The sequence below is a fragment of the Streptomyces sp. NPDC051776 genome, from assembly GCF_040681345.1.
GTDB lineage: Bacteria > Actinomycetota > Actinomycetes > Streptomycetales > Streptomycetaceae > Streptomyces.
Window position 1 is genome coordinate 319,975 of sequence record NZ_JBFAYQ010000001.1, and the last position, 25,408, is coordinate 345,382.

Sequence of the window (25,408 nt, forward strand, 5' to 3'; positions counted from 1 at the left end):
TACGGCGCCCGGGGTGGATTGCGGTCACAGCGCGGCGGCGGCCGTGCGCGGATGTGTCCCTTCCCGTCCAGGCGCCGTACCCCAACTGCCCGTTCCCCGACACTTGGGGGTCGTTCGTGACACGTATCCGGGTCCTGGTGGTGGATGACCACCGCATCTTCGCCGAATCGTTGGCGGCCGCGCTCGCGGCCGAGCAGGATGTGGACGTGGCGGCCGCCGGGAGCGCGCCCGCGGCGCTGCGCTCCCTGGAGCGGTCGGCCTCCGAGGGGCGCCGCTTCGATGTCCTGCTGGCCGACGCCGATCTGGGCGGAGGTGACGCAGCGGTTGCGCGCGCCGGAGGCGTGGCTGCCGGCTCACTGCCCGGGCAGCCGGCCGTGAACGGCACGGGGGACGGCATCTCCCTGGTGGCCAGGGCCCGTTCGGTCCAGCCCGGTGTGCGGACGGTCGTGCTCGCCGAGCGCGACGACCCGCGCCGTGCGGCAGCCGCTCTTCAGGCCGGGGCCTCCGGCTGGGTGGCCAAGGACTGCTCGCTGTCCCGGCTGCTGGTGGTGGTGCGCGGAGTGCTGCGTGATGAAACGCATCTGCCGCCCGCGCTGCTGACGGGCGTACTGCGGGAGCTGACGGCGGCCCGCAAGCACCGCACCGAGAGCGAGCGTCTGGTGGAGTCGCTGACCCCGCGCGAGCGCGAGGTGCTGTGCTGCATGGTGGCCGGCCTGGGCCGCAAGGCCGTCGCCGAACGGCTCTATCTGTCCCCGCACACCGTCCGTACGCATATGCAGAACGTGCTGGGCAAGCTCGGCGTGCACTCCACGCTCGCCGCGGTCGCCCTGGCTCGAAGAGCGGGCGTGGGCCCCGCGGACCTAGCCGGGGACGTTGTCGAAAGGGGCGGTCAGCTGGCGTAGCAATCCCGCGAGTTCGGCGCGCTGGCCGCGTGACAGCTCGGCCAGAAGGGCCCGCTCCTGCTCCAGCAGACCGGCCAGGGCCTGGTCGGCGCGGTCGCGCCCCTCGGCGGTGAGCCGGACCAGAACACCACGGCGGTCACTGGGATCGGGCAGCCGCTCGACGAGGCCCTTCTTGGCGAGCCGGTCGATGCGGTTGGTCATCGTCCCGGAGGTGACCAGAGTCTGAGTCAGCAACTGTCCCGGCGAGAGCTGGTAGGGGTCTCCGGCCCGGCGCAGGGAGGTCAGCACGTCGAACTCCCAGGACTCCAGACCGTGCTCGGTGAAGGCGAGCCGACGGGCCCGGTCCAGGTGACGCGCGAGCCGGCTGACGCGGCTGAGCACTTCGAGCGGCTCCACGTCGAGGTCAGGGCGCTCCCGGCGCCACGCAGCGACCAGCCGATCGACCTCGTCCTCCATGGCGATCAGTGTAGTAGGTCTGTCGACGTGAAGTCTCTTGACGTCAAGAGACGTTCCCGTCAACGTAGGGGGGATCGTCGGCTCGAGGAAGCAATTCCGCTTCCCGCTGTACCAGCAAGGGGAACCATCAATGCCCGCTCCCACATGGGACCCGCAGCAGTATCTCCGCCACGCCGGACACCGCACCCGCCCCTTCCTCGACCTCCTCGCCCGGATACCCGGGCTCCCCACGGGGGACGCGCCCGCAGGCGACGGCACCGGGTCCGTCCCGGGCCGCGAACCGGAGGTCGAAGGGCGCGCGGCCCGTATCGCCGACCTCGGCTGCGGGCCCGGCAACGTCACCGCGCTGCTCGCCGACCGCTGGCCCGACGCACGGATCACCGGGTTCGACAACTCTCCCGAGATGCTCGCCGAGGCCGCGGCGCTCGAAGGGCCCACCCCGGGCGGCGGCAGCCTCGACTTCCGCTACGCCGACGCCGCCGCATGGGCGCCCGACGAGACCTACGACCTGATCGTCTCCAACGCCGCACTCCAGTGGGTGCCCCGGCACGCCGAGTCCTTCGCTGCCTGGATCGACGCGCTCGCACCCGGCGGCATCTTCGCCTTCCAGGTCCCCGGCAACTTCGTCTCCCCCAGTCATGCCCTGCTCGGGGAGCTGTGCGACACCCCGCAGTGGCGCGAACGGCTCGCCGGCCAGGGGCGGCGCTTCGTCCACATCCTGGAGCCCTGGGAATACCTGACCCGGCTCACCGACCTCGGCTGTGAGACCGACGCCTGGGAGACCACGTACATCCAGCTCCTGGAAGGCGAGGACCCCGTCCTCGACTGGGTCAAGGGCACCGCGCTGCGGCCGGTTCTGACCGCTCTCGCCGGGGACGAGCCGGCCATCGAGGAGTTCCTCGCCCAGTACCGCGATCTGCTGCGCAAGGCATATCCGCCGGGACCGTACGGCACCGTCTTCCCGTTCCGGAGGATCTTCGCCGTCGCGAGGAAGTACGGGAACTGCGCCGGGCTGATGGCGGACTGATGCTCACCGCCATCGATCATCTGCGGCCGACCGCCCCGGCCGGGAGCGAGGAGGTCTCAAGGCGGGATCCGGTTGGCAACGGCCTGGAATTCCTGGAGGAGGCCGCCGCCCCGGAAGCCGTCACCGGACCGGCGACCGTGCCGGAACCGGCCCCCGGGCGACCCGCCGGATAGAGGGCCCGGCCTGGGGCCCTAGTTCCGGCGGTGACCTATCAGCCGGGGCTTGGGCTCCAGGCCGTCCAGGCCGTGCCACGCCAGATTCACCAGGTGCGCCGCCACCTCCGCCTTCTTCGGCTTCCGTGACTCCAGCCACCACTGGCCGGTCAGCGCCACCATCCCCACCAGCGCCTGCGCGTACAGCGGCGCCAGCTTCGGCTCGAACCCGCGGGCCTTGAACTCCAGGCCCAGGATGTCCTCGACCTGCGTGGCGATGTCACTGATCAGCGAGGCGAAGGTGCCCGTCGACTGCGCCACGGGGGAGTCCCGCACCAGGATGCGGAACCCGTCCGTGTACGACTCGATGTAGTCCAGCAGCGCGAAGGCCGCCTGCTCCAGCAGCTCCCGCGGATGCCCCGCGGTGAGCGCCCCCGTCACCATGTCCAGCAGCCGGCGCATCTCGCGGTCGACGACCACCGCGTACAGCCCCTCCTTGCCGCCGAAGTGCTCGTACACCACCGGCTTCGAGACCCCGGCCTTGGCCGCGATCTCCTCCACCGACGTGCCCTCGAAGCCCTTCGCGGCGAACAGGGTCCGGCCGATGTCCAGCAGCTGCTCCCGGCGTTCCTTGCCGCTCATCCGCACCCGGCGCTGACGCCGGGTGCCGGACGATGAGGGCCGGGTCTTCTCGCTGCTGTTGTCGATCGCCACCCGTCAATCATGCCGCCTTGGCGGCATCGCTCTCATCCGAGATTCGCGGTGCGCGCTTGGCGTCGATCCGCGCCGCGTCCGGCCACCGGACGTCGTACGCCCACCCCAGCCGCTCGAACCAGCGGATGATCCGGGCGCTGGAGTCGAGCTGCCCCTTCATCACGCCGTGCCGCGCGCACGTCGGGTCGGCGTGGTGCAGGTTGTGCCAGGACTCACCGCAGGACAGAACGGCCAGCCACCACACGTTGCCCGAGCGGTCGCGCGACTTGAACGGCCGCTTGCCGACCGCGTGGCAGATGGAGTTGATCGACCACGTGACGTGATGGAGCAGCGCAACCCGGACCAGCGAACCCCAGAAGAACGCCGTCACGGCGCCCTGCCACGACCACGTCACCAGACCGCCCACCAGGGCCGGGAACAGCAGCGAGAGCACCGTCCACAGCACGAACTGCCGTGAGACGTTCCGTACGGCGTCGTCCTTGATCAGATCCGGCGCGTACTTGTGCTGCGGCGTCTGCTCCTCGTCGAACATCCAGCCGATGTGCGCCCACCACAGGCCCTTCATCAGCGCCGGAACGGTCTCGCCGAACCGCCACGGCGAGTGCGGGTCGCCCTCGGCGTCCGAGAACTTGTGGTGCTTGCGGTGATCGGCCACCCAGCGCACCAGCGGACCCTCCACCGCCAGCGAACCGGCGATCGCCAGCGCGATCCGCAGCGGGCGCTTCGCCTTGAACGAACCATGCGTGAAGTAACGGTGGAAACCGACGGTGATGCCGTGGCAGCCCAGGTAGTACATGAACACCATCAGCCCCAGGTCCAGCCAGCTCACCCCCCAGCCCCAGGCCAGCGGCACCGCCGCGACCAGCGCCACGAAGGGAACGGTGATGAACAGCAGCAGTGTGATCTGCTCGATCGACCTCTTGTTGTCCCCGCCCAGGGTGGCGGAGGGAAGCGGGGTGTCGGTCGCCTTGGGGGCGTCTTCGATCACATCCGGGCTTGTGGTCATACGGGCGTCCCTCATCGGACTGGACTTGGCTACGGTTCCGTAACCTACGGCATCGTAAGTATGGCAGGGCTCAGTGTCCGGGCAAGAGGCGGTGGATAACGGCGTGGTGACCGCGACCTATCCTGGTGGCGTCGGACAGCGCGGTCCGCACCCCGCCCATCGTGCAATCCCCCGCAAGGAGCCGCACCAGTGAGCAGTGCCGACATCACCCCCGAGACCTCGGACAACGCAAGTCTGCGCGCCGACATCCGCCGCCTCGGCGACCTGCTGGGCGAGACGCTCGTACGCCAGGAAGGACCCGAACTCCTCGAGCTCGTCGAACGCGTCCGTGCACTCACCCGTACGGACGGTGACGCCGCCGCCGCCCTTCTCCGCGACACCGACCTGGAGACCGCCGCCAAGCTCGTCCGCGCCTTCTCCACGTACTTCCATCTCGCCAACATCACCGAGCAGGTCCACCGCGGCAAGGAACTGCGCGAGCGCCGCGCCGCCGAGGGCGGACTCCTCGCCCGCACCGCCGACCGGCTCAAGGACGCCGACCCCGAGCACCTGCGCCGCACCGTGGAGCACCTCGGCGTTCGCCCCGTCTTCACCGCCCACCCCACCGAGGCAGCCCGCCGCAGCGTCCTCAACAAGCTGCGCCGCATCGCGGCCCTCCTCGACACATCCGTCGAGGACGGCGACCGCCGCCGCGCCGACCTGCGCCTCGCCGAGAACATCGACCTCATCTGGCAGACCGACGAACTGCGCGTCGCCCGCCCCGAGCCCGCCGACGAGGCCCGCAACGCCATCTACTACCTCGACGAGCTGCACCTCGGCGCCGTCGGCGACGTCCTCGAGGACCTCGCCGCCGAGCTCGAACGCGTCGGCATCGAGCTTCCGCCCGGCACCCGCCCCCTCACCTTCGGCACCTGGATCGGCGGCGACCGCGACGGCAACCCCAACGTCACCCCCGACGTGACCTGGGACGTCCTGATCCTCCAGCACGAGCACGGCATCACCGACGCCCTCGAAGCGGTCGACGGGCTCCGCGGACTCCTCTCCAACTCCATCCGCTACGCCGGAGCCACCGAGGAACTGCTGACCTCGCTCCGGACCGACCTCGAGCGGCTTCCCGAAATCAGCCCCCGCTACAAGCGCCTCAACGCGGAGGAGCCGTACCGCCTCAAGGCAACCTGCGTCCGGCAGAAGCTCGTCAACACCCGAGAGCGGCTCGCCAAGGGCACCCCCCACGAGCCCGGCCGCGACTACCTCGGCACCGCCCAACTGCTCAGCGACCTCACCCTCATCCAGGAATCGCTGCGCGCCCACCGCGGCGGCCTCTTCGCCGACGGCCGCCTGGACCGCACCATCCGCACCCTGGCCGCGTTCGGCCTCCAACTCGCGACCCTGGACGTCCGCGAGCACGCCGACGCCCACCACCACGCCCTCGGTCAGCTCTTCGACCGCCTCGGCGAGGAGTCCTGGCGCTACGCCGACATGCCCCGGGACTACCGCACCAAGCTCCTCGCCAAGGAGCTGCGCTCCCGCCGCCCGCTCGCCCCCACTCCGGCGCCCCTCGACGCCGCCGGCGAGAAGACCCTCGGCGTCTTCGCCACCATCAGCAAGGCCATGCGGCGCTTCGGGCCCGAGGTCATCGAGTCCTACATCATCTCCATGTGCCAGGGCGCCGACGACGTCTTCGCCGCCGCAGTCCTCGCCCGCGAGGCCGGACTCATCGACCTTCACGCCGGCTGGGCCAAGATCGGCATCGTCCCGCTGCTGGAGACCACCGACGAGCTGCGTGCCGCCGACGTCATCCTCGACGAGATGCTCGCCGACCCCTCCTACCGCCGACTGGTCGCGCTCCGCGGCGACGTCCAGGAGGTCATGCTCGGCTACTCCGACTCCTCCAAGTTCGGCGGCATCACCACCTCCCAGTGGGAGATCCACCGCGCCCAGCGACGGCTGCGCGACGTCGCCCACCGCTACGGCGTACGGCTGCGGCTGTTCCACGGCCGCGGCGGCACCGTCGGGCGCGGCGGCGGCCCCACCCACGACGCGATCCTCGCCCAGCCGTACGGCACCCTCGAAGGCGAGATCAAGGTCACCGAGCAGGGCGAGGTCATCTCCGACAAGTACCTCGTGCCGTCCCTCGCCCGGGAGAACCTCGAACTCACCGTCGCCGCGACCCTCCAGGCCTCCGCGCTGCACGTCGCACCGCGCCAGACCGACGAGGCGCTGGCCCGCTGGGACGCGGCCATGGACACCGTCTCCGACGCCGCCCACAGCGTGTACCGCGGGCTCGTCGAGGACCCCGACCTGCCCGCGTACTTCTTCGCGTCCACGCCCGTCGACCAGCTCGCCGAACTCCACCTCGGCTCCCGGCCCTCACGGCGCCCCGACTCCGGCGCCGGCCTCGACGGACTGCGCGCCATCCCGTGGGTCTTCGGCTGGACCCAGTCGCGGCAGATCGTCCCCGGCTGGTTCGGTGTCGGCTCCGGCCTGAAGGCCGCACGCGAGGCCGGACTCGGCCCGGTCATCGAAGAGATGCACCAGCAGTGGCACTTCTTCCGCAACTTCCTGTCCAACGTCGAGATGACGCTGACCAAGACGGACCTGCGGATCGCACGCCACTACGTCGACACCCTCGTGCCCGACGACCTGCGGCATGTCTTCGCCACGATCGAGGCCGAGCACGAACTCACCGTCCAGGAAGTCCTGCGCATCACCGGCGAACACGAACTCCTCGACCAGAACCCGGTGCTCCAGCAGACCTTCCGCGTGCGCGACGCCTACCTCGACCCCATCTCCTACCTCCAGGTCGCCCTCCTCGACCGGCAGAGGAAGGCCGCGGCCCGAGGTGAGGCGCCCGACCCGCTGCTCGCCCGCGCCCTGCTGCTCACCGTCAACGGTGTCGCGGCCGGCCTGCGCAACACCGGCTGAGGCACCCGGAATCACAAGCTCCTGCTCCCGAAAGACCGCTGCCCCGCGCCATACGGCGCGGGGCAGCAGACGTAGGGCGCGGGGCAGCAGACATACGGTCCCGGTCAGCCGCGGCCGCGAGCCCTGCGGCGCAGTGCCAGCACACCACCGGCGGCGAGCAGCAGCGCCGCGGCGACGGACATACCCGTCACCGACGCGCCCGTCTCGGCCAGGTCCCCGCCGCCGTTCGACGAGGGGGAAGGAGCGGGAGCGGCCGGCTCGGACGAGGGTTCTGAGGACGGCTTGTCGCCGGGCTTCCCGGACGGTTCCCCGCCCGGCCCGCCGCCCGGCTCGGGGTTCTCGTCCCCGCAATCCGTCCAGAACACCTTGTGCTTCGCACGGCCGTGCTCACCATCGAACTTCCAGACCAGCTTGTAGTGGCCGTCCGGCAGGGACAGGTCGGCGCTGCGGCCGTGCCCCTCACCGTCCAGGGCCAGAGAACCCGACTTCGCCTCCGTGCCCTTCGTGCCGGTCGGCGGCATCTCGACGATTTTCCAGTCCACGTGCTGGCCGCCGTCGAATCCGAAGGCATCCAGGTAGAAGGTGCAGACGTGCGGTTCGTTCCGGCGAAGTTCCTCGCCGGTCCTCGCATCGTGAATCTTCACGGTCCCGTTGTCACCGGGAGGAGTCGCGTACGCGGGCGAGCCGAGCAACTGGGAAGCTGCCACGGCCACGGTCACGGCACACGCGGAGGGGAAGGTGCGCATGGGTATACCAACTTCTTGAGCCAGAACAAGTTGGGGGTGGCGGCTCAGCTTCCGGCCACCTCTCACCGCTGGTCAAGAAGGATGATGTCCCATCGATGCCGTGCTGCCCCATGTATCACATAGATCCCGGTAACGATCCGGCCACCACAGGCCGTCCGCCCGGCACCGGGACGCTCACAACAGCACAAATGTCACACCCAGTTGAGCCAGCCCCAGCAGAGCGATCGCCCACGCCGTACGCCGCATCCGCAGGCCGCCCGCCATCACCAGAGCCGCCAGGAGAAACGCACCCGCGAGCGGAACCCAGGCGTACAGGACCCCGGCCCAACCCGTCCGTACGACCTCGTTCGTGCCGGGTTTCACCGCAACCAGCAGTCGCTCACCGGTCCTGTGCGTCACCGACTTGTCGATCGACACCCTGGGCCGCTCGGTCCCCGCATCATCCGCCGGGGCGAACGACCCTGTGCACCTCTCCGCGTCGCACCGGGCAATCGTCACCGTCCCCCGCTCGCGGCCCTTCGTCAGCATCACGTGCTGCGCCGTATTCCACGACGACCACACCCCGGCCGCCAGCAGCAGCAACACCACACCGAGCAACAGCACATTCCTGCCGACCAGCAGCAAGCCGAAGGCGCTCTCGCCGGCACGGCGGACAGGACTCCGTCGAATGCGCATGGTTTCGCCCATGGCGGCGATCCTTGGCCATCCGGAAGCCCCCGGTCAACCTTTCGCAATCGCCTTGGGATGGGCTGTCCCGTTAGGAGTTATACGTGCCTTGCGCCCGCTCCAGGCCGTCAACGATCAAGGTTTCCACCGCGTCCGCCGCGCGATCCACGAAATAGTCCAGCTCCTTGCGCTCCACCGAGGAGAAATCCTTCAGGACGAATGCCGCCACATCCATACGGCCCGGCGGCCGCCCGATCCCGAAGCGCGCACGGTGATAGTCCGGACCCATCGCCTTCGTCATCGACTTGAGCCCGTTGTGCCCGTTGTCGCCACCACCCCTCTTCAGGCGCAGCGCCCCGTAATCGATATCCAACTCGTCATGAATCGCAACGATGTTGCCGACCGGCACCTTGTAGAAGTCCCGCAGCGCATTGACCGGCCCCCCCGACAGGTTCATGAACGACATGGGCTTTGCGATCACCACCCGGCGGCTCGACATGCCGGGCATGCCCAAACGCCCCTCGACCACCTGCGCACGCGACTTGTGCGCCTTGAAACGGCCGCCCATCCGGTCCGCGATCAGATCGACCACCATGAACCCCACGTTGTGGCGGTTCGCCGCGTACTCCGGACCCGGGTTGCCCAGACCCACGATCAGCCACGGGCTGTCCACATCGCTCATCTGCGTGTCTCCTCAACGGACCAGCCGCACAACGCCCGAACCGCCGCCCCGCACACCACGGCGCGAGACAGCGGTCGGACGACAAGCACCTCCGGACACCCCCGGCCGGCCGCCACGACGGACAGCACGGCCGGGAATGCACCGGACGGTTGCACCGGCCGGACCGGATGAACCGAACGACACCAAGCCGCGGTTCCCCTCTCCGGCCGCTCCCCGGGGCGAGCCGACCCCGGCCCACGTCCCCGGAAGAACCCCGGCTCAGCCCTCGGAAGGCGCCTCGGCGACCGGGGCCTCGCCCACCTCGGCCTCCTCTTCCCCGGCCGTCGGCTCCTCGGCCTGCGCCGCAACCACCTGCAGGACGACCGTGTCCTCCTCGACCGCCAGCGAGGTGCCGTTCGGCAGGGAGATGTCCTTCGCCAGAACCGAGGCACCGGCCTCCAGGCCCTCGATGGAGACCGACACGGCCTCCGGGATGTGCGTCGCCTCGGCCTCGACCGGCAGCGCGTTCAGCACGTGCTCCAGCAGGTTGCCGCCAGGCGCCAGGTCACCCTGGGTGTGGATCGGCACCTCGACGTTGACCTTCTCGCCACGCTTCACCAGCAGCAGGTCGACGTGCTCGACGAAACCCTTCAGCGGGTCGCGCTGCACGGCCTTCGGAATCACCAGCTCCTTGCGGCCGTCCATGTCGAGGCCGATGAGCACATTCGGGGTCTTCAGCGCGAGAAACAGATCGTGACCCGGCAGCGTCACGTGAATCGGGTCGTCCCCGTGACCGTAGATGACAGCCGGAACCTTGTTGTCACGGCGGATGCGGCGGGCAGCGCCCTTGCCGAACTCCTTGCGGAGCTCACTGGAGATCTTGACCTCAGCCATGCTGCACTCCTCGTAGAAAGCAGATATACGACGGCCGTTACCCGGCCCACGACAGACCTGCTACGAAGAGCGCGCCGATTACGGAGCGCCGCACGATACACGTACGGCCTCCCTCGCCGAGCAACTCCATGAGTCTACCCGGCGGGGAGGCCGTCTCAGAAATCGATCAGCAACACCCCGCGCCCACGCGGAAGATCACCGACGTCCGGCACTTGGAAAGTGGCATACGGAACGTGACGCCTCCGTCACGCCTGCTCGTCGAAGAGGCTCGTCACCGAACCGTCCTCGAACACCTCACGCACCGCCCGCGCAATCGTCGGCGCCATCGACAACACCGTGATCTTGTCGAGCTCCTGCTCACCCGGCGTCGGCAGCGTGTTCGTGAAGATGAACTCGCTCACCTTCGAATTCTTCAACCGGTCCCCGGCCGGACCCGACAGCACGCCATGCGTCGCCGCCACGATCACGTCCTCCGCACCGTTGGCGAACAGCGCATCCGCGGCCGCACAGATCGTGCCACCCGTGTCGATCATGTCGTCGACCAGGACACACACCCGGCCCTCCACATCACCGACGACCTCGTGCACAGTCACCTGGTTCGCAACGTCCTTGTCCCGCCGCTTGTGGACGATCGCCAGCGGCGCCGCCAGCCGGTCGCACCACCGGTCCGCCACCCGCACACGGCCCGCGTCCGGCGACACCACCGTCAACTTGTCGCTGTCCACCCTGGAGCCCACGTAGTCCGCCAGCAGCGGCAACGCGAACAGATGGTCCACCGGCCCGTCGAAGAAGCCCTGGATCTGGTCCGTGTGCAGATCCACCGTGAGAATCCGGTCCGCACCCGCCGACTTCAGAAGATCCGCGATCAGCCGCGCCGAAATCGGCTCACGACCACGGTGCTTCTTGTCCTGCCGGGCATAGCCGAAGAACGGCAGAATCACCGTGATACTCCGCGCCGAAGCCCGCTTCAGCGCATCGATCATGATGAGCTGTTCCATGATCCATTTATTGATGGGAGCCGTGTGGCTCTGCATCAGGAAACAGTCCGCGCCACGCGCCGACTCCTGGAAACGGACGTAGATCTCGCCGTTCGCGAAGTCGAACACCTTCGTCGGGACCAGGCCCACACCCAGCTGATGCGCGACCTCCTCCGCCAGCTCGGGGTGGGCGCGGCCGGAGAAGAGCATCAACTTCTTCTCGCCGGTCGTCTTGATCCCGGTCACAGCACAGTCTCCTTGCCAGCTGAATTGGGTGGGGAATGGGTGGACGCACCTGACTCTTTCACGGTACGCCCCGTACGAGAACGCCCGCTCACCGCAGGCACCCTCCTCGTCGCTCGCCTCACGGCTCGCCTCTCACTCGCCGTCCGACGCCTCACGGGCCGATGTCTCGCGCGCAGACGCCTCGTCAGCGGACGCCTTATGGGCCGACGCCTCACCAGCGGACGCCCCACGGGCCGACGCCTCACGGGCTGCTTCCGCCGCCTGAGCGGCCGCACTTCCCGGACGCTTGCGCGCGACCCAGCCCTCGATGTTCCGCTGTTGACCCCGCGCAACCGCCAGCGAACCCGGCGGCACATCCCTGGTGATGACCGAACCAGCCGCCGTATACGCACCGTCCCCCACGGTCACCGGCGCCACGAACATGTTGTCCGAGCCGGTCCGGCAATGGGACCCGATCGTCGAATGGTGTTTCGCCACACCGTCGTAGTTCACGAACACACTCGCCGCACCGATATTGGTGTGATCACCGATCGTCGCATCACCCACATACGACAGATGCGGCACCTTCGTGCATTCACCGATGTCCGCGTTCTTCATCTCCACATACGTGCCGGCTTTGGACCGGCGGCCGAGCTTCGTTCCCGGGCGCAGATACGCGTACGGCCCCGCACTCGCACCCGCCCCGACCTCCGCGCCCTCCGCCACCGTGAAACTCACCCGAGCACCCTCACCGACCCGCGTGTCCGTCAGCGTGCTGTTCGGACCCACCTCAGCACCCGACGCCAGATGCGTCACACCGTGCAACTGCGTCCCCGGGTGCACCACCGTGTCCTGCTCGAACGTCACCGACACATCCACCCACGTCGACGCCGGATCCACCACCGTCACACCACCCAGCATCGCCGCGTCCAGCAAACGCCCGTTCAGCAACCGCCGCGCCTCCGCGAGCTGCACCCGGTTGTTGATCCCCAGGATCTCCCGGTGATCCCCGGCCACCGCCGCACCCACCCGGTGCCCCGACTCCCGCAGAATCCCGAGCACATCCGTGAGGTACTCCTCACCCTGGCTGTTGTCCGTCCGCACCTTCCCCAGCGCATCCGCCAGCAGCCGCCCGTCGAACGCGAACACCCCGGAATTGATCTCCGTGATCGCCCGCTGCGCCTCGGAGGCGTCCCTGTGCTCGACGATCGCCGTGACGGCGCCGCCCTCGGGATCGCGCACGATACGGCCGTAACCGGTGGAGTCCGGGACCACGGCGGTCAGAACGGTGACGGAATTGCCGTCGGCACTGTGGACGGCCGAGAGCCGGCGCAGCGTCTCGCCGGTCAGCAGCGGGGTGTCACCGCAGACGACGACCACGGTCCCGTCGAGCGGCCCCGCCTCATCGGCCTTCGCCAACTCCTCCAGCGCCATCCGCACGGCGTGACCCGTGCCGTTCTGCTCATGCTGCACGGCGGTACGCACGCCCGGGTCGATCGCGGTGAGATGGGCGGTGACCTGCTCGCGGGCGTGCCCGACCACCACGACGAGTTCATCGGGGCCGAGCTCGCGCGCGGCGGAGACGACGTGGCCGACAAGGGACCGGCCGCAGATGCTGTGCAGGACCTTGGGGGTCGCCGACTTCATACGGGTGCCCTCACCCGCTGCGAGGACGACGACGGCTGCCGGGCGGTTGGCGCTCACGGGTGTGCCCTTCGGCTTCGGGTGGTGGACACTCGCAGGATACCGGGGTGTTTTGCACCGGAAACGAGGCGGGTCCTGACCGCACGGTCAGGACCCGCGTCCTGTGTCAAGGCTATGTGAGCTCCCCCGCAAGGATTCGAACCTTGACCTGCCAAGACCAAAACTTGGTGTGCTGCCGGGTTACACCACGGGGGACCGACGCGTCAGACCATACCCGACTGGCCGTCGGTCACGGGCCCACTGCCCAGGCGGAGATGCCGTGCCACCAACCTTCGACCTGCCGGTAGAGCCGAGCACTGTTCCGGACGTAGATGCGCAGGCAACCGCGGTAGGTGGCTCCTCGGTTGAGACGGTTCGTGCCGGGGTTGTCGCGCCTAATGCTGGGCTTCAGGAAGTCGTGGGCGGGGACGCCGGTGAGATGCGACCAGAAGCGGGTGGCCTCGCCGAGGTCCGCGGAATCGTGGATGTGGAGACTGCAACGCATTCGGTGACGGTCGACTCCCAGGAGTTCCAGCCAACGTACGTAGACTTGGATCATGCGAGGGTCGCTGTTGATGAAGGTAAGACTTTCTCGCCGCGCGTAGGCCTTGTCCTTCGACCCTTCGGCCCAGTACAGAGCGGCGCCGAGCAGAAGAAGCTCGCGGTTGTTGATCTCGCCCACCTGGCTCGCCGCCTCGCAGGTAAGCCGTCGGCGCTCCTCGTCCCGGTCCTTGCGAAACGCCCTATGCGCCATCTCCAGGCGTTGCATCTTCTCGATCTTCGTCCAGCGTGGCTCGGGCTGGGGGAGATCTTGTACCCACGCGGAGATCGAAGTTTTGGAGACATTCAGCTCCGCCTGGATCTCGTCGTATGTCATCCCTTGTGACCGCAGTTCGAGGGCTTTCAGCCGGGTCGCATCCTTGGGGTTCGTCCGCTGCGTCCATGCCGGAGGCGAAACAGGCTTCGGAAGATCCCTCACCCACAACGACACCGAGCTCTTGGACACCCCCAACTCGGCCACGATCTCGTCGTATGTCTTCCCTTCGCGCCGCAGTTCTCGGGCGCGTGCCTTCATTTCCGGCTTCGCTTGAACCATGCGCCCATGTTTTCTTCGCGGAAGCCCGAATGTCCCGAAAGCTTGGTCGGTTCATCAGTTCGAGTGGGGGTTGTGTATTCGCCTGGGAACGACACTGTGCCCGGCCCCACGTGCGGGGCCGGGCACAGTGCTGCGGGCATCGGCTAGAGCAGGCCGTCCCACATCTGCTCGAGGAGCACCGCCCACCAGGTCTCCGGGGTGGAGAGCGCGGCGGGGTCGAGGGAGGCGAGCTGGGCCTGGAAGTCGACGGTCCAGCGGCCCGCCTGTTCCGGGGTGAGCCCGTAGCGCAGGCGCCACATGCGGCCCAGGAGTGCGAGGCAGCGGACGAACTCCGGCAGGCCGGTATTGACGAACTGCGGTGTCGCGGCCCCGCCGCCCGGGCCTGCCTCGACCGGGACGGCGACGATGTTCGCCGTGCCGTACTGGATGCAGAGCTGGCGGCCGAAGTCGTTGCCCATGACGAGGTAGGAGCCCGCGTCCGGGGCGGGCTGGACCCCGCGCTCCGCGGCGAGCTCGGCAAGTGTCGGCACGGGGCGGCCCGGCTGGGCCTGCGCCCAGAAGAAGGGGCCGATCTCCACCGGCAGGCCCGCCCACACCAGTGTCTGGGCGACCACCTCGGGCACGCCCTGCCGTGATACGGCCCGCTGGTCGAAGCGGAAGACGGCCTGTGGGCCGAACGACTGCATCAGCTCGTGCGCGAGGCCCTGCGGCGGTACCGGCGGTGCGGGCTGCACCTGTTGGGGGTGCGGCAGCGGGACGCGGTTCGGTGCCGGGCGCGCCGGCCCGTCCGCGACCTGGTGGAGCTCTCCCTGGTGCTCGATGAGATGCCGTACGCCCTGTTGGCGTGTGGTGTGGTCGCGGCCGTACGGGGCTGTGTTGCTGATGCGCACCTGCGGCCAGGTCTCGCGGATCATGCGGGCGCAGTAGCCGCCGGGCAGGTCGCAGGACTCCAGCTCGGTGTGCAGCTCCAGGACTTGCTGGGGCGGTACGCCCATGGCGCGCAGCTCGTGGAGGATCTGCCACTCCGGGTGGGGGGTGCCCGGTGCGGAGCGGCGGATGAGCTGCTGTTCGGAGCCGTCCTGTGCGCGGTAGCGGAGCACGGCCATGTAGCCGGGGCCCACCATTGGCAGGCCGGTGGGCTGCTGGGGGTAGCCGTACGTGGCGGGGGCGCCGGGCGGTTGGGTGCCGGGGGGCGTTCCGGGTGGGCCGGGGGGTTGTGCGCCCGGCGGCATGCCGGGACCGGGGGTTACGGGGCCGGGTGCGGGCGGTGCGCCGGGGCCGCCGGCGAGCATGGTGGCGGCGGCGTGGACCCCGCCGGGTGGGCCGGGGGGTGTGCCGGGCTGTCCCGGGGCGCCGGGTGCGCCGGATGGTTGGGGGCCGGACGGACCGCTGGTGCCGGGGGTGCCGGCGAATCCGGAGCCGGAGGAGTCGGCCAGCATCGTTGCCGCGGCGTGGACTCCGCCTGGGCCGCCGGGTGGTCCGGGGGGCTGGGGCCCGGCTGGTGCGCCGGGTGGGCCGGGCGGGTTGGGGGCGCCTGCTCCGGGTGTGCCCGGTGGTCCCGGTGGCGGAGGTGTTCCCGGTGTGCCAGGAGGGCCTGGTGGTGGGGGTGTTCCGGGTGCGCCGGGCAGTCCGGAGCCGGAAGAGTCGGCCAGCATCGTTGCCGCGGCGTGGACTCCGCCTGGGCCGCCCGGACCGCCGGGTGCGGCCGGTCCGCTGTCGCCCGGGGCGGCGGGGGCATCGGGTGTGCCGGGCGCCCCGGGTCCGCCCGGGGCGGAGTCGGGCGGCAGGGCTGAGACGAGCTGGGTCGGGATGTAGCCGCCGGCCGGGGCGCCCGGTGCTCCGGGGCCGGAGGCGGGGGGCGTACCGGCGCCGGGGGTGCCGGGCGCGCCGGGGGGCGGGGGAGTGCCCGGGCCTCCGCGGCCCGGGTTGCGGGGTGCCTTGGCGGTGGCGGCGTCGGCGATGTCGCCTGCGCTCGGGCCGGGTGCGCCGGGCGAAGGCGGTGCGCCGGGTGCGTGCGGGCCGACTGCTCCCGGTGCGTTCGGTGCGTTCGGTGCGTTCGGCGGGAGTGGCGGCTGCGGGGGGGCCCCGCGAACACCGGCTCCGGGCGCAGCGGTTCCCGGAGCCCCCGGCCCTGGCTCTCCCGGTTCGTCGACGGCGGGCGCGACCGTCGTACGGGGCAACTGGCTGCCGCCGGACATCAGTTCCGTCTTGGCGTCCGCTGGTAGGCCTGGCTGCGGCGTGTCCTCGTCGTCGCCGACCAGCGGCGGTGCGAAGACGGTGGCGGGGAGGTCCACGGAGCGATCGTCGTCATCGCCGGGGGTGTTGGCGTCCGCCCACGGTGTGCCGCCGGAGGGCACCCGAGGGCCGGGCACGGAGGCAGGCGTCCCGGCGGTGGGCTCGTACGACGCCGGGGCCGGTCCGCCGCTCTGTGCGCTCGCGTCGGGCCAGGAAGCTCCGGCGCCGGGCGCACCGGCGCCGGGCGCACCGGTGGCGGGCGCACCGGTCGCGGGGGCCGGGCCCGCCGGTCCCGCACCGGAGGCGGCTGCCCCGGAGGCCCCGGTGTCCGGTGTTCCCGAAGAGGAGGCGGAACCGGCCGGACCGGCGCCGCTCGTACCGGCCGGGCCGCTCGTATCCAGCGGTCCTCCCGTACCCGTCGGACTCCCCATGCCCGTCGGGCCCCCCGTACCCGTACCGCCCGTACCGCCCGTACCGGCCGAGCCGTCCGCCACCGGCGAGCCGCTGCGTGCCGGGCCCGCTTCCGTCGCCGCCCCCGTCCGCCGGTTCGGGATGCCTATCTGGTCCGCCGCCTCTTGCAGCCACTCCGGTGGGGTCAGCAGGAACGAGGTGGCCTCCAGATCGATCCGCTGGGGCGGCGCGTCGCCCGCCCCGGCTGCGGCGCCGTCGGCCCGGGCGCCGTACTCCTCCTCGTACCGGCGGATGATCTCGCCCACCGGGAGTCCGGGCCACAGCGTCGCCTCGCCGCTGTCGCGGGCTATGACCAGCCGGGCGCGGCCGCCGTCGGACGTGGGCCGGTCCTCGTGGTCCTCGGCCCAGGCGACGAAGCCCAGGTCGAACTCCCGGACCTGTACGTCACGGTGCTGGTACGCCGGGACGTCGCCGTTGACCCAGCGCTCCGCGCGCTCCTGTGCCTGCGCGAAGGTCACCATCGCGCCTCACCCCTCCATCGGGACGGCCTGCGCGAAGCCGCCGTCCACCATCAGGTTCGCCACGGTCTCCAGCTCCGGCGGGTTGCCCGCCAGGCGCTGCAGGAAGTCGTCGAAGTCGTCGCCGCACGGCAGCAGCAACTGCTCGGCCCGCTCCTGGACGGTGGTGCCGTCGCGGTCGCGTGCGTCGTCGTACGCGCAGAACCAGACCGATCCGGGTGCCTGTCCCCGCACCTTCACGGCGAGGACGCCGCCCTGGACGAAGGCGACGCCCAGGAAGTCCTTGGTGAAGTGGTCGCGCAGGCACTTGTTGATGTAGACGAGGTCGTTGACGGCGGCCTCGTCGCGCACCGTGAAGAACGGCTGGTCGACCAGGAGTCCGAGTTCGGCGTCGAGGGCGACGCCGACCGGGGCGCAGCCGCCCGCCGCCTTGAGGAAGGCGCGGTAAGCACCGGGCAGCCGGTAGCCGAGGTCCTCCTCGACGCCCAGGACCTGGTCCTCGGTGACCGAGAGGTTCTTGCTGGGGAGGCCGAAGTGCACGGGCCGGGTCTCCTGGAGGGGCCGGGTGCCGCGCTTGTTCTGGTCGACGGCCGCGGTCGCGAGGCCGCCGTGGTGCCGCAGGAGTGCTTTGACGTCGACGGGTACGAGTTCGACGCGGCGGGTGCCGGGGACGTGGTGCCACGTCCAGCCGTGCGGGGTGGCGACGGGCGGGAGACTGGTCCACAGCTCGTGTCCGGTGGCGTGCAGGGCGGCGTTGGCCGACACGTAGTCCGTCAGGCGCAGTTCGTCGACGCCGAACCCCTCGGGCGGTTCTGCGATTTCCGCCGCGGCCCGTGCGTAGGCGGAGAAGTCGGGCAGTCCGTGGCCGTCCACCCGTACGCCTCTGGGGTGGCGGGCGGCCCGGACCGGATCCGGGAAGTTCACGACCTGCCCGGCGTAGGCCGAGTTCGGTGGCGCGGCATGCCCGAGCCGACCTGTCGTCATGGCTGTTGCCCCCTGCTGCGTCCGACTGTTGGCGCACAGCCTATGCGGTGGCGCTGTTGGGGGTCTCTTCCCGGTGGGGCCGGTCCGGTACGGGGTCCGGTACCGCGGCCCGACTCGTAGGGCGGCCCGTTCCGCATGGCGACCGGTCGTTGCGCATGACGACGGTCGTTGCGCATGACGACCGGTCGTTGCGCCGGGGCGGGTTCAGCCGTCGGCCGCGGCTTTCAGTTTCTCGTGCTGCTCGGCGGCGACGCCCTCCTCGACCGGGTCGGCTTTCCCCGCCATGGGGAGGGAGAGGTAGGTGGCGGTGTTGGCGCCGCTGCGGACGACGGTGACGATGAGGGCTCCGTCGCCGTTCTTTCCGTCTCCGCTGTCCTTCTCCCTCAGGGAGAAGGTGACGGATTCGTCCCCCGCGTCGGCTCCTTCGGCGTCGCCGACGGTGAACTCGGTTGTGCCGCCGCCTTTTCGGGTGCCTGTGAACGAGGCGCAGACGCCGGTCGCCTTCCTCAGCTCACCGAGCCACGCCCGGGCTTCTCCGTCCGCCCAGGAGGAGAGCTGCAACGCCTGGAAGGTGCCGCTTCCGCCGAACGCGCCTTTGGCGAGGGTGGCGTTGACGCTCGCGGTGCGCCGGTGCGAGGGCTTCGACGCGATGGTGTCGGCGATGGCGCGGCATTCCTTGCGGTCGATTTCGGTGGGGTTCTCCGGGGTGAGGCCGCCGGATCGGGTGTGCTCCACCTCGTAGCCGGAGACGTCGCTCTTGGTCAGCAGTGCGGATGTCAATTCCGCTTTCGTCAGGGGACGTACGCCCTTTTCCTCTTCCGTATTGCTGTTCTGGGACCTGCCGGAACCCTCGGTGTCCTTGCCGTCCCCGGCCGCGGGCCGGTCTTCCGAGGCCCGGTCCCCGCCGTCGCCGGTGCACGCCACCGCGGACAACGCGAGGACGGGTACGGCGAGGAGGCAGACGAGGGCGGACTGCCTGCGGGCGCGGTCACGGCGGTCACGGCGGGTACGGGTAGGGGCGGATGGCCGGGTACGCATGTCCCGCACCCTCCCGCCTCGGTGCACCGCCCGCAACCCCCCCGTAGGATCGGCGCGCTGGCGGGCATCCGCGACTTCCCCATCTGCCAGCAGATTTGGCAGGCTGTCCCCGCAACTCGGGGGATTGCACGGGAGGGAAGCGCACCATCATGAACGCCGCACCAGAGATCGGCGCCGCTGAAGCGTCCGGCGCAGCAGCGCAACGGCCGGGCGATCCCCGGCTGAGCTGGAGCGTCACGGATGGCGCCGGTGGCCCGCCCGTGCTCCGCCACCGCCGTGACGGGATCCTGCCGACGGTGGCCGCCGCGTTGTCCGTGCGCGGCGAGACGCTGACGGCGACGGCCGGCAAGGGTGACCGGCCGCCCGCACTGCATCCGCTGGTGCAGGACTTTCTGGACATGCTCGGCAACGACCGGCGGGAGCGCTTCACGGGCCGGTGTCCGGAGGCCGTGCTGCTGTCGCGTTTTCTCTCGGCGGCGGAGGGGGCACGCAGCAAGTGGGCTTCGCGCAAGCCGCTCACGCAAGGGGAGGCGCGACGGGCGCTGAAGCAGGCGAAGCTCACGGCGCGGCACATCCGCGAGGACGGTGATCCGCAGCACGGTGCGTACGCCCCGCCCTGCCGTTCCTGCTCGCCGCTGCTGGCCCACTTCGGGGTGCGCGCGGTCGATCCGGCGACTGCCGGGGGCTGATATGCGCGCTTTCGACCGGACCGCCGCCACGCGATTTCCCGTCGCCGTCGATGCGGCGCTGCGCGAGGCGGGGTGGCAGCCGGGCCGCTGGGACATCCGGCAGGCGGAGATCTGGGCTGACGCGCTGCGCGCGCACGCCTCGCCCGCGGGGCACGAACACACGGTCTTCCCGGCCGCCGTCGAGGCGTGGGCGGAGTTCGGCGGCCTGCATGTCGCGGGGCCGGGGCCGGGCCGGCACATCGCGCCCACGCCGCTGGTGGTGGATCCGATGCGGGGGCTGCACATGGCCCGTACGCTCATCGATCTCGGACGCGCGCTGGAGGCTGAGGTGTGTCCGCTGGGCGCCGAGACCGGTGGCGCGGGCGCGGTGCTGGCGATCGATTCCGAGGGCCGCGTCTACAGCATCGACCACACCGGGGACTGGTTTCTGGGCCGGGACGTCGACGAGGCGCTCGCGACGCTGATCACGGGCACGCGCCCGGCCCGTCTCTCGACGGGCGCCTGACGGGCGGCCGCCGTGCGCGGGTGCCGGAGAGCAGGGGCGGCACGTTCGGGTTCCGCGGGAAGCACGGGGTTCGCGGCACGTACACGTAGGGGGTCCGCGGGGAGTACTGGTTCCGCGCTGGGTACGGGTTCCGTGGCCTACGGTTTCGTGCCGCCGTCGGCGTCCGTGGGCAGTTGCGGGCGTCATGGTCCGTGCGGCGTCCGTCGGCACGGATGGTTTCCGCTGCACGTACGGCGTACGTGCAGCGTGTGCGGGCTCCGCGGTGCCTCCCGATTCTCCGCCGTGCCCGGTGCGCGTACGCGCCGCGAGGCCGTGGAGGCGCGTCGCGTCAGACGGGTCGCAGCGCCTCCGGCGCGCGGTCCGGGAGGACCGCCGATACGCGGAAGCCACCCGCGTCGGTCGGACCGAACACGAATCCCCCGCCCAGGGCCGTGACCCGCTCCCGCATGCCGACCAGCCCGTTGCCGCCGCTGGGGAGGCAGGCGCCTGCCACGTCTTCGGCCGGGGGCCCGTTCTCCACCTGGACCGCCACCTCGGCTTCCCGGTGCGCGAGCCGCACCCGCGCCTTGGCCCCCGCGGCGTGCTTGTGGACGTTGGTGAGCGCTTCCTGGACGACGCGGTAGGCGGTCCGCTCGACCCGGGCGGTGTACGTGCGCCGATCGCCCTCGACGGACAGTTCGACCGTCATGCCCGCCGCCCGTGACTGCCCGATGAGGGCCTCCAGCTCGCTGAGGGACGGACCGTCCGTCTCCTGCGCTGCCGCCGTGACGGACCGCGCCGTCGCCCCGGAACCGGCCCCCCGGGAAACGGCCCGCGTCCCCGTGCCGCCGTCGGCCACGGCCGCTGCGCCGTTCCCGTCCGCCTCGGGGCCCCCGCGCCACGTGGCGAACTCCGCGAGTCGCGCCGGTGCGGCGAGCCGGTCCTCGGTGCGCAGGACGCCGAGCATTTCGCGCAGTTCGTTGAGCGCCTGCCGCCCCATGTCGCCGACGAGGGCGGCGTTGCGCACGGCGCGCTCCGGGTCCTTCTGGGCCACGGCCTGCAGGGCGGCGGCGTGGACGACCATGAGGGATACGCGGTGGGCGACCACGTCGTGCATCTCGCGGGCGATACGGGTTCGCTCCTCGTTGCGGGCCCACTCCGCGCGCTCCTCGGCGCGTTCGGCGAGGAGGGAGAGTTCGCGCTCGAGGCCGTCGGCCCGTTCGCGCAGGCTCTCCACCAGGCGCCGGCGCGCGCCCGCGTACAGGCCGAGCAGCAGGGACGGCGCGGTCAGGCCGATGGCCATGAGGACGGAGACGAGGGTGGAGACCCAGACCGGCGGGCCGTAGCCGTCGTTCCGCATGTCCTGGTGGAAGCTGATGAAGGTGATCAGCAGCGTCCCGGTCATGGACATTCCGGCCAGGATGACGGTGATGCGGCGCGGCACGTCGGACGCGGCGAGGGTGTAGAGGCCGACGACGCCGAGCAGGAAGCCCATTTCGGCCGGGGTGACCGCGATCGACACCAGCACGACGGCTATCGGCCAGCGACGCCGAAGGACGAGGGCCGACCCGGCCACCACGCCGAGCGCCACCCCCGCGGACACCGGTACCTGCGCTTCGCCGGCGAAGGGGACCCCCTCGACCGCGCACTCGATCGCGGATATGACGGCGAGGACGACGTCGAGCGCCATGCTGCGCCGTCGTGCCCACCACCACGGGCCGGTCGGCGCCCCTCGCGCCCCGGCCTCCCTCACTGCCCCCGTTTTGGTCATACCGACCAGCGTACGGGCGGCGCGCGCGCATTATCCGCTGGGTTTCCCCACCTCTTGGCGCGGTGGCGTGCGGAGTGTCGCGTTATGCGGTATTCGCTCTCATCCAGAAAGATGTGCGCCGCAGAACACGGCAAGACCACCATGACGGATAAAAGGGGCTTCAGGATGAGTGCGTCTGTGTCACCGCAGGGCTTCACCACGGTCCGGGGCCGCGAGCGTGGCTACCGGCCCGAGCAGGTCGACCGCCTCGTCGGCGGGCTGGCGGCGTCCCGCGACGAGACCTGGGAGCGCGCGGCGCGCCTCACCGTCCTCGTCAAGGAGATGGAGGAGAAGGCCCGCCAACTGCGGGAGCAGGCTGCCTCGATGCCGCCGCAGACGTACGAGGGGCTGGGCACCCGGGCACAGGAACTGCTGTCCATCGCCGAGTCGGAGGCGGTGGACCTGCGGGACGCGGCGGAGGCGGCGGCGCACGAGGTGCGTGAGGAGGCGGACGCGTTCGCCAGGGCCGTACGGGAGGACGTGCGCGGTACGGCGACCCGGGTGCGGGAGGAGGCGGAGGCGTGGGCCGACCGGTGCCGGGTCGTGGCCCAGCAGGTCGCCGACGAGATGCGGGCGACCGCGCGGCGCGACGCCAAGGAGCTGCGGACAGAGGCGGTCGCGGCCCTGAAGGAGATGCAGCAGAGGTGCGTCGACCTCCTCGCCGACCAGGAGAAGGAGCAGGCGGCAGGCTGGGACGAGACGGGGCGCGAACTGGCCGAGCAGGAGGCCGGGTTCGACGCCCGTGTCGAGGAACTGGTGGAGCGCGCGGAGGCCGGTCTTGCTCAGGCGCAGCGGCGGTTCGCGGAGGTCGACCAGGCGGCGCGGTACGGGCAGGAGGCGGCGGAAGCGCAGGCCGCGGACCTCCTGGCGCGGGCGCGCTCGTGGGAGGAACGGGTCGCCGAGGAGACCGACGAGGTGCTGCGGCAGCACGCGGAGCGGCGTGAGGAGGTCCGGAGGCATCTGGAGCATGTGCGGGGGAGCCTGGCGGCGCTCTCGGCCCGGGTGCCGGACGGGAGCAGGGGTAGTACGGGGGAGGCGGCCGAGACCGGATCGGTGCCGGGCCCGTCGGCGAGCGCGGAGGATTGAGCCGAGGACCGGTGGAAGGCTGGGCGGGGGACCGGCGGACTGGCGGAGGTCTGAGCCGAGGACCGGCGGAGGACTGGCGGAGAATCTGGGCCGAGGACCGGCGGAGGATTGAGCCGAGGAACGAGCCAACCAGGGCCGAGTCGTCGCCGAAGTGCTACGAGCCCCCGCCGCCGCCCGCGTTGGTGCCGCTGCCGGTGCCCGCACCGGAGTCCCCGTGTCCCGGGCCCGACGAGTTGTCGGGCAGGACGGGGAAGCGGCGCGGGGCCAGGAGCAGCAGGACCAGGAAGGCGAGCCCCGCGGCGGCCGCGGCCCCCACGTACACGTGGTCCACGGCCGCGTCGACCGCCCGTCGCAGATAGTCCGCGGCGGTGTCCGAGAGCGCCCCGGGGTGTTCGAGGGCGTGCGAGACGGAGTCGAGGGTGGCGGGCAGGTCCGGCCGGATCGAGGCGGGTGCCTCGGCCAGACGCCCGGCGAGGGTGGCGTTGGCGACCGCCCCGAACAGCGCCGCGCCCACGCTCTGCCCTATCTGCCGGTTGAAGAGCACGGACGCCGTGGCCGTACCGCGCTCGGCCCACTCCACCGTCGACTGCACGCCCACGATCAACGGAAGTTGGAAGATGCCGAGGGCGCCCCCGAGCAGCAGCATGATCAGTGCGGGCATCCACGGCTCTCCGGGATACGGGAGCAGGGGGAAGGCCAGGAGGATCAGCGCGGCGAGGCCGATGCCGAGCAGCGCGCTCTGCCGGAAGCCGACGCGGTTGTAGACATGGCTGCTGAGCGCGGCTGAGACCGGCCAGCTCAGGGTCATGACGGTGAGCACGAACCCGGCGGCGGTGGGGCCCAGTCCGAGGACGGACTGGGCGTAGGTCGGCAGGAATACGGTCGGAGCGACCATGAGCAGGCCGAGCGCGCCGAGGGCGAGGTTGACGGCGGCGATCGGGCGGCGCTTCCACACCCAACCGGGGATGATCGGTTCGGCTGCGCGCCGTTCGATGACGACGGTCGCGGCGGCGCAGACCGCCCCGGCCGCGAACAGGCCGAGCGAGGGCGCCGACAACCAGGGCCAGGCCACGCCGCCCTGGACCAGGGCCGTCAGCAGCAGGCCGCCGCAGGCGAAGACGGCCAGCGCCCCGGCCCAGTCGACGCGGGGCACAAGGCGGGAGCTCCACCTGCCCGCCCCGTCCGGTGCGGGCCGCGGCGGTTTCGCCGGTACGGTCTCGCGGAGGTGACGGCCGATCAGCCAGAGGGCGACGGCGCCCACCGGCAGGTTGATGAGGAAGATCCAGCGCCAGTCGGCGTACGCCACCAGGAGGCCGCCGATGGCCGGCCCTGCCACGGCGGACACGGCCCATACCGTGGAGAGCTTGGCCTGGATCTTGGGCCGGTCCTTCAGCGGATAGAGGTCGGCGGCGATCGTCTGGACCGTTCCCTGGATCGCCCCTCCGCCGAGCCCCTGCACGACGCGGAAGGCGATGAGGCCGGCCATGCTCCAGGCGCCGGCGCACAGCAGCGAGCCGAGGAGGAAGAGGACGACGCCGCAGACGAGAACGGGCTTGCGGCCGAAGGTGTCGGACAGCTTGCCGTAGACGGGGAGGGTGACGGTCACGGCGAGCATGTAGCCGGAGAAGAGCCAGGAGAAGACGGAGAAGCCGCCGAGATCGCCGACGATCTGCGGGACGGCGGTCGACACGATCGTGCTGTCGAGGGCGGCCAGCGCCATTCCGAGCATCAGGGCAGCGGCGACGGGGCCCCTGTGTGCGCTGGGGACGGATGCCGCTTCGGGTGCCGCGCCGTGGCCCGTACGTCTCGCGGTACCGCTCACCGTGCCCCTCCTCGATTCCTCTGCGAAGCTCTCGAATCCGCGTACGCAGTTCGGGCCGCGTACGCCCACCACGTACGTCCTCGGGCCGCGCACGTCCTCGGGCCGCGTACGCCCCCGGATCGCGTACGTCCTCCGGGCCCGCGTACACGGTCGGGTCGCGCACGCCCTCGGGTCCGTGTACGACGCACCCTTCCATGCGGA

At 71.0% G+C, this 25,408-nt stretch carries 22 protein-coding genes and 1 tRNA gene; 7 read left to right on the forward strand and 16 right to left on the reverse strand.

The genetic code is table 11. The features are described from left to right. Positions 1-116 precede the first annotated feature (116 nt). Positions 117-902: a response regulator transcription factor gene (locus AB0M26_RS01410; protein ID WP_365252612.1), complete on the forward strand. Its 786-nt coding sequence runs from the start codon at positions 117-119 to the stop codon at positions 900-902. Here AB0M26_RS01410 and AB0M26_RS01415 read toward each other — a convergent pair. Then, complete coding sequence (locus tag AB0M26_RS01415) at positions 861-1,358, reverse strand: MarR family transcriptional regulator (protein WP_365252614.1); 498 nt, start codon at positions 1,356-1,358, stop codon at positions 861-863. The genes AB0M26_RS01410 and AB0M26_RS01415 overlap by 42 nt on opposite strands. Positions 1,359-1,488: 130 nt before the next feature. On the opposite strand from AB0M26_RS01415, the gene AB0M26_RS01420 reads away from it, so the two are divergent. After that, positions 1,489-2,385 (forward strand): trans-aconitate 2-methyltransferase, encoded by an 897-nt coding sequence (locus AB0M26_RS01420; protein WP_365252617.1) that lies wholly within the window; start codon positions 1,489-1,491, stop codon positions 2,383-2,385. Then, positions 2,385-2,558 carry a hypothetical protein gene (locus tag AB0M26_RS01425; protein ID WP_365252620.1) on the forward strand — a complete coding sequence of 58 codons (174 nt, stop codon included), beginning with the start codon at positions 2,385-2,387 and terminating at the stop codon, positions 2,556-2,558. Before AB0M26_RS01420 ends, AB0M26_RS01425 begins: the two co-directional genes overlap by 1 nt. Before the next feature lie 18 nt (positions 2,559-2,576). Here AB0M26_RS01425 and AB0M26_RS01430 read toward each other — a convergent pair whose 3' ends face one another. Beyond that, complete coding sequence (locus tag AB0M26_RS01430) at positions 2,577-3,251, reverse strand: TetR/AcrR family transcriptional regulator (protein ID WP_365252623.1); 675 nt, start codon at positions 3,249-3,251, stop codon at positions 2,577-2,579. Between the two features lie 7 nt (positions 3,252-3,258). Next, positions 3,259-4,257 (reverse strand): fatty acid desaturase, encoded by a 999-nt coding sequence (locus AB0M26_RS01435; RefSeq protein ID WP_365252625.1) that lies wholly within the window; start codon positions 4,255-4,257, stop codon positions 3,259-3,261. Between the two features lie 189 nt (positions 4,258-4,446). Here AB0M26_RS01435 and ppc point away from each other — a divergent pair, with 189 nt between their 5' ends. Next, positions 4,447-7,182, forward strand: a complete 2,736-nt coding sequence (ppc, locus tag AB0M26_RS01440; RefSeq protein ID WP_365252628.1) for a phosphoenolpyruvate carboxylase — start codon at positions 4,447-4,449, stop codon at positions 7,180-7,182. A 104-nt stretch (positions 7,183-7,286) separates the two neighbouring features. On the opposite strand, the gene AB0M26_RS01445 is transcribed toward ppc, so the two are convergent. The 11 genes from AB0M26_RS01445 to AB0M26_RS01495 form a co-directional block, all read right to left on the reverse strand. After that, positions 7,287-7,928 (reverse strand): LPXTG cell wall anchor domain-containing protein, encoded by a 642-nt coding sequence (locus AB0M26_RS01445; protein WP_365252631.1) that lies wholly within the window; start codon positions 7,926-7,928, stop codon positions 7,287-7,289. Positions 7,929-8,102: 174 nt separating this feature from the next. After that, entirely contained in the window at positions 8,103-8,615 is a 513-nt protein-coding gene (locus AB0M26_RS01450) for a hypothetical protein (RefSeq protein ID WP_365252634.1), read from the reverse strand. Between the two features lie 70 nt (positions 8,616-8,685). Continuing rightward, positions 8,686-9,276 carry an aminoacyl-tRNA hydrolase gene (pth, locus tag AB0M26_RS01455; protein WP_365252636.1) on the reverse strand — a complete coding sequence of 197 codons (591 nt, stop codon included), beginning with the start codon at positions 9,274-9,276 and terminating at the stop codon, positions 8,686-8,688. Positions 9,277-9,534: 258 nt separating this feature from the next. After that, complete coding sequence (locus tag AB0M26_RS01460) at positions 9,535-10,149, reverse strand: 50S ribosomal protein L25/general stress protein Ctc (RefSeq protein WP_365252639.1); 615 nt, start codon at positions 10,147-10,149, stop codon at positions 9,535-9,537. 245 nt (positions 10,150-10,394) lie between these two features. Beyond that, positions 10,395-11,372, reverse strand: a complete 978-nt coding sequence (locus tag AB0M26_RS01465) for a ribose-phosphate diphosphokinase (protein ID WP_365252642.1) — start codon at positions 11,370-11,372, stop codon at positions 10,395-10,397. Between the two features lie 132 nt (positions 11,373-11,504). Further along, positions 11,505-13,055: a bifunctional UDP-N-acetylglucosamine diphosphorylase/glucosamine-1-phosphate N-acetyltransferase GlmU gene (gene glmU, locus AB0M26_RS01470; RefSeq protein WP_365252644.1), complete on the reverse strand. Its 1,551-nt coding sequence runs from the start codon at positions 13,053-13,055 to the stop codon at positions 11,505-11,507. Positions 13,056-13,176: 121 nt separating this feature from the next. Continuing rightward, a tRNA-Gln gene (locus AB0M26_RS01475) sits at positions 13,177-13,250 on the reverse strand. A 34-nt stretch (positions 13,251-13,284) separates the two neighbouring features. Next, complete coding sequence (locus AB0M26_RS01480) at positions 13,285-14,130, reverse strand: helix-turn-helix domain-containing protein (RefSeq protein WP_365252647.1); 846 nt, start codon at positions 14,128-14,130, stop codon at positions 13,285-13,287. A gap of 143 nt (positions 14,131-14,273) precedes the next feature. Beyond that, positions 14,274-17,297: an SUKH-4 family immunity protein gene (locus tag AB0M26_RS01485; RefSeq protein WP_365252650.1), complete on the reverse strand. Its 3,024-nt coding sequence runs from the start codon at positions 17,295-17,297 to the stop codon at positions 14,274-14,276. A 6-nt stretch (positions 17,298-17,303) separates the two neighbouring features. Then, complete coding sequence (locus tag AB0M26_RS01490) at positions 17,304-18,278, reverse strand: SMI1/KNR4 family protein (RefSeq protein ID WP_365252653.1); 975 nt, start codon at positions 18,276-18,278, stop codon at positions 17,304-17,306. 204 nt (positions 18,279-18,482) lie between these two features. Beyond that, complete coding sequence (locus AB0M26_RS01495; protein WP_365252656.1) at positions 18,483-19,316, reverse strand: hypothetical protein; 834 nt, start codon at positions 19,314-19,316, stop codon at positions 18,483-18,485. Positions 19,317-19,465: 149 nt separating this feature from the next. Here AB0M26_RS01495 and AB0M26_RS01500 point away from each other — a divergent pair, with 149 nt between their 5' ends. Together AB0M26_RS01500 and AB0M26_RS01505 are read left to right on the forward strand one after the other, a co-directional pair. Beyond that, positions 19,466-20,005: a YwqJ-related putative deaminase gene (locus AB0M26_RS01500; RefSeq protein ID WP_365252659.1), complete on the forward strand. Its 540-nt coding sequence runs from the start codon at positions 19,466-19,468 to the stop codon at positions 20,003-20,005. 1 nt (position 20,006) lies between these two features. Beyond that, the gene (locus AB0M26_RS01505) at positions 20,007-20,510 is read left to right on the forward strand and encodes an SUKH-3 domain-containing protein (protein WP_365252662.1); all 504 of its coding nucleotides are present in this window, start codon (positions 20,007-20,009) and stop codon (positions 20,508-20,510) included. Between the two features lie 328 nt (positions 20,511-20,838). Here the strand turns inward: AB0M26_RS01505 and AB0M26_RS01510 are convergent, their stop codons facing one another. Further along, on the reverse strand, positions 20,839-22,260 hold the full coding sequence (locus AB0M26_RS01510; RefSeq protein ID WP_365252665.1) for a histidine kinase: 1,422 nt from the start codon (positions 22,258-22,260) through the stop codon (positions 20,839-20,841). Positions 22,261-22,425: 165 nt separating this feature from the next. Here AB0M26_RS01510 and AB0M26_RS01515 point away from each other — a divergent pair, with 165 nt between their 5' ends. Beyond that, complete coding sequence (locus tag AB0M26_RS01515; protein ID WP_365252668.1) at positions 22,426-23,385, forward strand: cellulose-binding protein; 960 nt, start codon at positions 22,426-22,428, stop codon at positions 23,383-23,385. A gap of 154 nt (positions 23,386-23,539) precedes the next feature. Here AB0M26_RS01515 and AB0M26_RS01520 read toward each other — a convergent pair whose 3' ends face one another. Then, positions 23,540-25,105: an MDR family MFS transporter gene (locus AB0M26_RS01520; protein ID WP_365253009.1), complete on the reverse strand. Its 1,566-nt coding sequence runs from the start codon at positions 25,103-25,105 to the stop codon at positions 23,540-23,542. Between the last annotated feature and the right edge of the window lie 303 nt (positions 25,106-25,408).